Source organism: Allobosea sp. (assembly GCF_048595345.1).
Classification (GTDB): Bacteria; Pseudomonadota; Alphaproteobacteria; order Rhizobiales; family Beijerinckiaceae; genus Allobosea.
The window spans coordinates 1-8,365 of sequence record NZ_JBMDWH010000244.1; the positions used below are offsets into that span (position 1 = coordinate 1).

Below are 8,365 nucleotides of genomic sequence, written 5' to 3' on the forward strand. Positions count from 1 at the left end.
CGCTCGGCGATGAAGCCGCGCCGGACCTTCTGGGTGCGGGTCAGTTCGCCATCGTCGGCGTCCAGCTCCTTGTGCAGGATGAGGAAGCGCTTGATCTGCGCGCCGCCCATCATCGGCTCGGCGGCGAGCGAGCGGTTCACCTCGTCGACATGTTTCGCGATCATCTCGTAGACGAGGTCGTGCCCGGCGAGCTCCTGATAGGAGGCATAGACCACGTTGTTGCGCTCGGCCCAGTTGCCGACCGCCGTCAGATCGATGTTGATCGCGACGGTGGCGAAGTCGCGACCCTGGCCGAAGGCGACCGCCTCCTTGATGTTGGGATAGAACTTCAGCTTGTTTTCGATGTATTTGGGCGGGAACAGCTCGCCGCTGGCAAGCTTGCCGACATCCTTGGCGCGGTCGATGATCTTGAGGTGGCCGCCCTCGTCGAAGAAGCCGGCATCGCCAGAGCGGACGAACCCATCGGCCGTCATCGTCTCGGCTGTCTTGTCAGGGTCCTTGTAATAGCCGCCGAAGATTGAAGGCGAGCGGTAGAGCACCTCCCCGTTCTCGTCGATGCGGATCTCGACCAGCGGCGCCGGGCGGCCGACGGTGTCGGCCTTGATCTCGCCGTTGGGCTGCATGGTGATGTAGACGCCAGCTTCGGTCTGGCCGTAGAGCTGCTTCAGATTGACGCCGATCGAGCGGTAGAAGCGGAAGAGCTCCGGCCCGATCGCCTCCCCGGCGGTGTAGCCGACCTTGATGCTGGTGAGGCCGAAGCGATTGCGCAGCGGCCCGTAAACCATCAGGTCGCCGAGCTTGTAGAGCAGCCGGCCCTTCAGCGGCACGCTCTGCCCGTTCAGGATGTCCTCGCCATAGCGCTTCGCGACATCGAGGAAGTAGTGGAACATCGCCCGCTTCAGGCGCCCGGCATCCTCCATCCGCACCATGGTCAGCGTCAGCATCGTCTCAAAGACGCGCGGTGGCGCGAAGGCATAGGTGGTACCGACCTCGCGGCGGTCGTCGATCACCGTCTCGGGGCTCTCCGGGCAGTTGACGCAGAAGCCCGCCAGCATCGCCTGCGCATAGGAAAAGACGTGGTCGCCCACCCAGGCGATCGGAAGATAGGCGATGACCTCGTCGCTCTCGCTCAGCCCGTCGAAGCCGCAGCCGATCTCGGCGGCGACGATGACATTGGTGTGGCTCAGCATCACGCCCTTGGGCCGGCCCGTGGTGCCTGAGGTGTAGAGGATGATGCCGAGATCGCCTCCTTTGCCGGTTTCCATCTCCGCGTCCAGGCTCTGCGCCACGGCGGGCTCGCGCAGGGCGGCCAGGCCGCCGGCGATCACGCTCTCGATCGGATGCAGGCTGGTGTGGTCGTAGTCGCGCAGGCCGCGCGGCTCGTCATAGAGCATCTGGCGCAGATGCGGCAGGCGGTCCGCGATGGAGAGCAGCTTGTCGACCTGCTCCTGATCCTGCACGACGGCGAAGGCAGCCTCGGCATGGTCGAGCACATACGCCATCTCCTCTGCGACGCTGTCTGCATAGACCGGCACGGGAACCGCGCCGAGCCACTGGGCCGCGCACATCGACCAGTAGAGGCGCGGCCGGTTGTAGCCGATGATCGCGACGGTCTCGCCGCGCTTCAGACCCAGGCGCTGCAGCCCGGCGGCGAAGCCGCGCACCTGCTCGGCGACCTGCGCCCAGTTCCAGGATTGCCAGATCCCGAGATCCTTGTGCCGGAAAGCGGTGCGGCCGCCGCGCTCGCGCGCATTGCGCATCAGCAATTTCGGAAAGGTGTCCGCCCGGCCGTCGATGCCGCTCGCCACGATTGCGTTCTCCCTGTCGAGCCACCGTGCATTGCGGTGGCTTCGTCGCGGGCCGTTTTCCGGCCTCGTCTCTGGTCAGCCTCTCAGCCGTGACCCAGTTTCGCAAGGAGGCGGTTGACAGACAATTCGCCTTTTGGTTGCTACTGTCTCGCAGGGGAGTGCCCGCTCGTCCGGGACCGCTGCCTCCATCGCGGCATATCGCGCCTGGCCGCCACGACTATTCCCCGTAGCGGGACAGCCGGTCGAGGTCGCGGATGGTGATGCTGCCATGGCCGAGCTCGATGAGGCCGAGATCGGCCAGCCTGGCGAGCCCCTGATTGGCCATTTGCCGCGAGATGCCCGCCAGCATGCCGAGTTCTTCCTGCGAGATCGCGATGGTGCGGTCGAGATCGGGATAGAGCGTCGGGTTGAACAGCCAGGCGAGGTTCCGGGCCAGCCGCCCGGTGGAGTCGAGCGTGCGCTCGGTCTCCGCCAGGGCGATGAACTGCGCCAGCCGCTCATTGAACTGATGGACCAGGAAGCGGTTGAATGCCGCCGAATGCTCGAACAGCCACATGAAGCTGGAGCGGCGCATCAGAGCGAGGCGCGTCTCGCGCAGCGCCACCAGCTCGTAGCGGCGCGGCTCGGCCTTGATCACCGTGCCCTCCCCGAACCAGGCGCCGGCGCGCATGCCGGCGAGCGTCGCCGATTTGCCCGTCTTGGAGGTGGTGGCCATCTTGACCAACCCCTCGGCGACGCCGGTCCAGGATTCCAGCCGGTCGCCGACATGGCAGATGGAGGCGCCCTTGCCGAAGGTCTTCAGGGTGATGCCGCGCCGGGCCTCCTCGAATTCGTCGGGCGGCAGATCGCGCGACCACGCCGCGATGGCGCGCAGCTCCTGCGGATCGATCACGGGCGCGGCTGCCGGAAAGGCCGGGTTGCGGGGGCCGTCTGGGTCATCGAGCCAACGCTGTCATGAGGGTGCGACCTGGTCAATCAGCCGGTAGGCGGAGAGCGGGCCGCCCAGCGCCCGGCTGCGAGAGGCGTGTCGCCGGTGACGCGGGCGGGCGCGATTGCTATGGCGGGGCGACGCCGCGATTTGGCCCCGATTCGCGGCGATGGCTGGTCCGGTTCGCCAAAGCGTCGCATGAGGGTGCGATCGCTGTCGGGCGCCTTTTCCGGAGGAGACCGTTCTTGCTGCGCCGTGTCCTGCCTTCGGCATTGCTCGCTCTCCTCGCCGGTTCGTTCCTGGCATCGGCTCCGGCGACGGCGCATCCACATGTCTGGGTGAAGGCGAAGGCCGAGATCCTGTTCGCGCCGGACGGCGCGGTGAAGGGAATCCGCCACCACTGGAGCTTCGACGAGGCCTATTCGGCCTATATCACGCAGGGACTCGACAAGAATGGCGATGGCAAGCTCACGCCGGACGAACTCGCCGACCTCGCCAAGGTCAACATGGATTCGCTGCCGGACGTGGATTTCTTCACCATCGTCAAGCTGAACGGGCGCAAGCAGGAGTTCGCGACCCCCACCGATGCAGGGCTGGTCTACGAGAACAAGATCCTGACGCTCAATTATACGCTCCCCCTCAAGACGCCGGGGCTGAAGCCGCGCGCCTTTGGGATCGAGGTGGGGGACCCGACCTATTTCGTCGATTTCCAGATCGTCGAGGGCGCCGATGCCGTGGTCACGCGCGATGCGCCGGCAGGCTGCGTCGTGCGGGTCAATCGCCCGCCCAAGCTTGCCGACGACGTGGCGCAGAAGCTGGCACAGGAGGATGTGACCGCGACGCCCGACATGAGCGCTTACGAGGTGACGACGCGGGCGCTGGTGGCATGTCCGTAACCAGCCCCGCCGGCATGGACGGGCCGGAGCGGCGGGCGTCTTCGTCGCTCGTGCCACGCCTCGCGGTCGCGCTCCTGGCGCTGGCGGTCGTTGCTGGCGTCATCGCGCTGATCGGCTGGCTGATCGCGCTTTACAGCCCGCCGCCGCCCCCGCCGCCGCGCAACCCCTTCGGCACGGCTTTGCCGCGCGAGGCGCTGCCCTCCACCACCGGGCTCGGGGCCGTGCTGATCGCCTGGCAATCCAGTTTCTACCGGGCATTGACCGCCACGCTGAAGACGATCGCGCAGACGCCGGCCACGATCTGGGGGCTGCTCGGCCTGTCCTTCGCATATGGCGTGTTCCATGCCGCCGGGCCGGGCCATGGCAAGGCGGTGATCTCCGGCTACATCGTCGCCGACAACCGCAGCCTCAGGCGCGGGCTCTCGCTCAGCTTCGCGGCGGCGCTGGTGCAGGCGCTGGTCGCGATCGGCATTGTGTCCATCGCGACCCTCATCTTCCGGACCACGGCCGCTCAGATGAATGTCGCGACCAGCCTGATCGAGCAGGGCAGCTTCCTGCTGGTGGCGCTGGTGGGGGCCGCCGTGCTCTGGCGCAAGAGCGGCGCCTTCCTCGCGCTGGGGCAGGGGGCTGCGGGGCATGATCCAGCGACCTGCGACCATGTCCACCTGCCGGACGCGCAGGCCGTCTCCCGGCTGCGGGACTGGCGCGACATGGCGGGCGTCGTGCTGGCGGCGGGGTTGCGCCCCTGCGCCGGCGCGCTGATCATCCTCGTCTTCGCCGCATCGCAGGGGCTCTACTGGGCGGGCATCGCCGCGGCCTTCGCCATGGCTGTAGGGACCGCGCTGACGACCAGCGCGCTCGCCGCCTTCGCGGTCTTCTTCAAATTCGCGGCGTTGCGAATGGCCAGCGGCGGCAGTCTGCGGGCCGTCAGGCTGCTGGCCGTGCTGGAACTGGCGGCGGCGGCCTTTGTGGTGGTGCTGGGGGTGGCGCTGTCGCTCGGCCTGTGGATCGGCGGGATGGGGAGCTGACGGTCGCGGCTCAGGCCAGCCGCAGCGGATCGTTCTCTAGCCGGATCGGCGTGCCATGCGGCGTGGCTTCAGCAGCGCGCGCCCAGGCGGCGGCCAGTGCATCGACGCCCGCATGCGAGGCGAGGCCCTTTTCGATCAGCAGATGCTCCAGTGCCTCGCACCAGCGCTCATAGTAGTCCGAGCCGTCCCGGCAGCCGCCGGCGGCGAGGGCCTCGCGGATCTCGGCGCCGAGCGCCTGGGCCCACTCCTCGGCGGAGAAGACGCCCCGGTTCTGCAGCGCCACGACCAGGGCGAAGGCCTGTGCCTGCCAGGGCTCGGCGAAGACCGGGCCATCGGCGTCGCGCGGGATCGGCGTACCGGCTGCGAGTGCGGCGGCCAGATCGGTCTCAGGCGGGTTCAAGATAGCTCTCCCAGGCCTCGATCGAGACGGTCGAGGTCGGATCGCCGTCGCGGCCCCAGAGCTCTCTGCCGCTGAATACCACCGTGTACAGCCATTGCGCCTCGCCATGGTCGCCCTGCGCCGAGGTGTCGGGGAAGACATGGCAGCCGGTGATCCGCTCGATCGTGCCGAGCTTGCCCCTGGCATAGCGCGGCAGGCGGGTGTGATGCTGCGGATGCATCACCACGGTGCGCACGGCATCGCCCAGCGCGAAGCGCGCCGGCACGGCGGCCGGGCGGTCATAGGGGAAGCCGCCGCGCAGCACCGCCGGCACTTCCTCGCCCTTGAGCACGCGCTTCGGCTCCCGGCGTTCAGGAGCCGGTGTGCCGGACAGCAGTTCCTCGGTCGTCAGGAAACCGTGCTTCACCAGCGCCTTGTCCAGCGCCGCCAGCCAGATCTCGTAATAGCTGGCCGACAGGTAGCGGGCCGGCGGCAGGCTCTCGCGATGGTGGCGGATCTCGTCGATCGTCCAGGCGCCCATGGCGCCGGCCGCGACGTTGATCGCGAGCACGCGCTTTTCCCAGTCGGCATGGAAGACGGGCTCGTTGGGCTCGGGGACGACCGGGCCGAAGGCCATCTGCCCGCCGAGATCATGGGCGCTGTTCATCGCGCGTCCTCCACCGCGTCCTCGATCCGGGGCAGGCCCGTCCCGATCATGGAATCGCGGCTGACGATGCTCGCCAGTTTCTCCGCGCTCCAGCCCTCGGTACCGGCCGGGCGCATCGGGATGACGAGGAAGCGGGTTTCGGCGGTGGAGTCCCAGACGCGGATGCGCTGGCCCTCGGGCAGCGTCACGCCGAAATCGGCGAGCGTGCCGCGCGGGTCGATCACGGCCTTGGCGCGGTAGGGCGGCGATTTGTACCAGACCGGAGGCAGCCCCAGCACCGGCCAGGGATAGCAGGAGCACAGGGTGCAGACGATGAGGTTGTGCTCCTCGGGCGAGTTGAAGCAGGCGACGATGTGCTCGCCGCCGCGCCCGCCATAGCCCATTTCGGCCACGGCGGCGGTGCCGTCCGCCTTCAGCCTTTCGGCATAATCGGCATCGGTCCAGGCGCGGGCGACGATGCGGGCGCCGTTGCGCGGGCCGATCTTGGTTTCATAGGTGTCGACGATGGCGTCGAGCGCGGCGGGGTCGACATAGCCCTTCTCGACCATCAGCGTCTCGAGCGCCTTCACCCGCGCCTCGATGGCGGTGAAATGATTGTCGTGGGGGTGATCGTGGTGGTGGTGGTGGGGGCTCATCGCGCGCTCCATTCAGGCGATGCGGATGCGGCTGGCGCGCTCATAGGCGAGCGCGACGCCGATCAGGGAAGCATCGGATCCCTTGGGTCCGATCAGCGACAGGCCGAGCGGTGCGCCCTCGCGCTGGGCGACCGGGATCGTTACCTGCGGGAAGCCTGAGAGACCGGAAAGGCAGAGCAGGCGCAAGGCGCGGTTGCGGAAATCGTCCAGCTCCGGCTCCTGCGCCGAGACCAGCGGCGCGATATCCGGCACCGTGGGCAGGATCAGAACGCCATCCTGCCCGAGCAGGCGGGCGAGGCGGGCGCGGAAGGTCTTCCGCGTCGCTTCGCCCTTGGCGTATTGCTCCTCCGTCACGGCCTTGGAGAAGGCGAAACGCTCCTTGACGCCCGGCCCCAGCGGCGGGTCGAAGCGTTCGATCATCGCGCCATCGGCGGCCCAGGCCTCCCGGCCCTGAATCCAGCGGAAGGCCCAGTAGAGCGCGTCGATGTCGCGGACGGCGGTGACGGCCTCGGGCTCGCCGAGGCCGGGCATGGCCCGCTGCACGGCGTTGCGCAGGATGGTCTCCGCCTCCGGCACCGCCTGGGCGAACATGTCGTCGGCGAGGAGGAAGCGCGGCGCCGATGGCAGGGCGATGCGGTCCTTGCCGAGCAGCACCGCGCCGACGCGGGCGAAGGTCTCGCCGTCGCGGGCGAACCAGCCGGCCGTATCCAGACTTTCGGCCAGCGGCCAGGTGCGCTTCAGCGAGATCCGCCCATGCGAGGGGCGGATCCCGAACAGCCCGCCATAGCTGGCCGGCGCGCGCACCGAGCCGCCCGTATCCGAACCCAGCGCGATATCGGCGAGGCGGCCCGCCACCGCCGCCATCGAACCGCAGGAGGAGCCGCCGGTGATCCGCGCCGGAGCCGCCGGGTTGATGGGCGAGCCGAAATGGGCGTTCTTGCCGTTGAGGGAGAAGGCGAGCTCGTCGGTATGCGTCTTGCCGACGAAACGGGCGCCCGCTTCCAGCAGGGCCTTCACCACCGGCGCGGTCTTCGTCTTGATGCCCGACTGTGCCAGCACGATCGGCGAGCCGGCACCGGTCGGATACCCCTTGACGTCGAACAGGTCCTTCACCGCCAGCGTCAGGCCGGAGAGCGGCCCGCCTGGGGCATTCCTCACCGGCGCATCGGGATAGGGCACGAAGCAGCGGAACGGGTCGTCATAGGTCATGGGCGTCACAGTCCTCGCGAATCGCCGTCCGAGCGCGGATCGTGGACCGCTTCCACCTCCCCGCGCGGATGCCTCACCAGCATGCCGGCATGGCCGAAGCCCTCGGAATAGGCCTGCCCGACCTCCTCGACCGGGTGGCCGGCCGCGTCGAGCCGCTCCAGCAGGCCGGGGTCGAAGCGGTTCTCGAATTTCAGCGCCGTCGAGGCGGAGCCCCAGGTGCGGCCATAAAGCCAGCGCGGCGCGTCCACCGCCGCGGCCACACTCTGCCCCAGCCGGTAGCGCGTCAGGATCTGGGCCTGGAACTGGGGCTGGCCATCCCCGCCCATCGAGCCGTAGGCGAGTACGCGCCCGTCCTTGAAGCGCGCCAGCGCCGGGTTCAGCGTGTGGAACGGCTTGCGGCCGGGCTGGAGCGGATTCACCGCCTTGGCGTCGAGCGAGAAGGAGGTGCCGCGGTTCAGCCAGTGGATGCCCGTGGCGGGCAGCACGCAGCCCGAGCCATATTCCCAATAGACCGACTGGATATGGGACACGGCGAGGCCGCTGGCGTCGATCGCGCCCATCCAGACCGTGTCGCCATGGCTCTGCTTCACCGGCCAGGGTGCGGCGCGTTTCGCGTCGATCATCGCCGCCTCGCGGGCGAGCGCGTCCTCGGCGAGCAGGGCCCTGATATCGCCATCGGCATGGGCCGGGTCGGTGACATGCCGGTCGCGCAGGCTGAGCGCGCGCTTGGTCGCCTCGATCAGCCCGTGGTGATGGGCGAAGGACTCCAGCGGGGCGGGGCCCAGCTTCTCGAACAGGCCGAGGATCAGCAGCGC

The 8,365-nt window shown here is 68.8% G+C and carries 9 protein-coding genes; 2 read left to right on the forward strand and 7 right to left on the reverse strand.

The genetic code is table 11. The features are described 5' to 3' along the window. Both ACOJTB_RS21640 and ACOJTB_RS21645 read right to left on the reverse strand, forming a co-directional pair. Positions 1–1,760 (reverse strand): AMP-binding protein (locus ACOJTB_RS21640; protein ID WP_420104601.1); only part of this gene is annotated, 1,760 nt, incomplete at its 3' end. Between the two features lie 265 nt (positions 1,761–2,025). After that, positions 2,026–2,700, reverse strand: coding sequence for a Crp/Fnr family transcriptional regulator (locus ACOJTB_RS21645; RefSeq protein ID WP_420104593.1), 675 nt, complete (start codon positions 2,698–2,700; stop codon positions 2,026–2,028). A gap of 281 nt (positions 2,701–2,981) precedes the next feature. Between ACOJTB_RS21645 and ACOJTB_RS21650 the strand changes: the two genes are divergently transcribed. Both ACOJTB_RS21650 and ACOJTB_RS21655 read left to right on the forward strand, forming a co-directional pair. Beyond that, positions 2,982–3,632, forward strand: coding sequence for a DUF1007 family protein (locus tag ACOJTB_RS21650; protein WP_420104594.1), 651 nt, complete (start codon positions 2,982–2,984; stop codon positions 3,630–3,632). Beyond that, positions 3,623–4,660 carry a nickel/cobalt transporter gene (locus tag ACOJTB_RS21655; RefSeq protein WP_420104595.1) on the forward strand — a complete coding sequence of 346 codons (1,038 nt, stop codon included), beginning with the start codon at positions 3,623–3,625 and terminating at the stop codon, positions 4,658–4,660. Before ACOJTB_RS21650 ends, ACOJTB_RS21655 begins: the two co-directional genes overlap by 10 nt. 10 nt (positions 4,661–4,670) lie before the next feature. On the opposite strand, the gene ACOJTB_RS21660 is transcribed toward ACOJTB_RS21655, so the two are convergent. The 5 genes from ACOJTB_RS21660 to ACOJTB_RS21680 form a co-directional block, all read right to left on the reverse strand. Further along, a complete protein-coding gene (locus ACOJTB_RS21660; protein WP_420104596.1) occupies positions 4,671–5,060 on the reverse strand; it encodes a nitrile hydratase accessory protein in 390 nt (129 codons plus the stop codon). Then, positions 5,047–5,706 carry a nitrile hydratase subunit beta gene (nthB, locus tag ACOJTB_RS21665; protein ID WP_420104597.1) on the reverse strand — a complete coding sequence of 220 codons (660 nt, stop codon included), beginning with the start codon at positions 5,704–5,706 and terminating at the stop codon, positions 5,047–5,049. The genes ACOJTB_RS21660 and nthB overlap by 14 nt, the downstream gene beginning before the upstream one ends. Further along, entirely contained in the window at positions 5,703–6,341 is a 639-nt protein-coding gene (nthA, locus tag ACOJTB_RS21670) for a nitrile hydratase subunit alpha (protein WP_420104598.1), read from the reverse strand. Before nthA ends, nthB begins: the two co-directional genes overlap by 4 nt. Before the next feature lie 12 nt (positions 6,342–6,353). Beyond that, positions 6,354–7,550 (reverse strand): amidase, encoded by a 1,197-nt coding sequence (locus tag ACOJTB_RS21675; protein WP_420104599.1) that lies wholly within the window; start codon positions 7,548–7,550, stop codon positions 6,354–6,356. A gap of 5 nt (positions 7,551–7,555) precedes the next feature. Continuing rightward, a partial coding sequence (locus tag ACOJTB_RS21680) for a gamma-glutamyltransferase (RefSeq protein ID WP_420104600.1) occupies positions 7,556–8,365 on the reverse strand: 810 nt, incomplete at its 5' end.

Coding starts and splice junctions, on each gene's coding strand:
- ACOJTB_RS21655 (WP_420104595.1), top strand. CDS start 3,623: ATGTCCGTAACCAGCCCCGCCGGCATGGACGGGCCGGAGCGGCGGGCG.
- nthB (WP_420104597.1), bottom strand. CDS start 5,706: ATGAACAGCGCCCATGATCTCGGCGGGCAGATGGCCTTCGGCCCGGTC.
- nthA (WP_420104598.1), bottom strand. CDS start 6,341: ATGAGCCCCCACCACCACCACCACGATCACCCCCACGACAATCATTTC.
- ACOJTB_RS21675 (WP_420104599.1), bottom strand. CDS start 7,550: ATGACCTATGACGACCCGTTCCGCTGCTTCGTGCCCTATCCCGATGCG.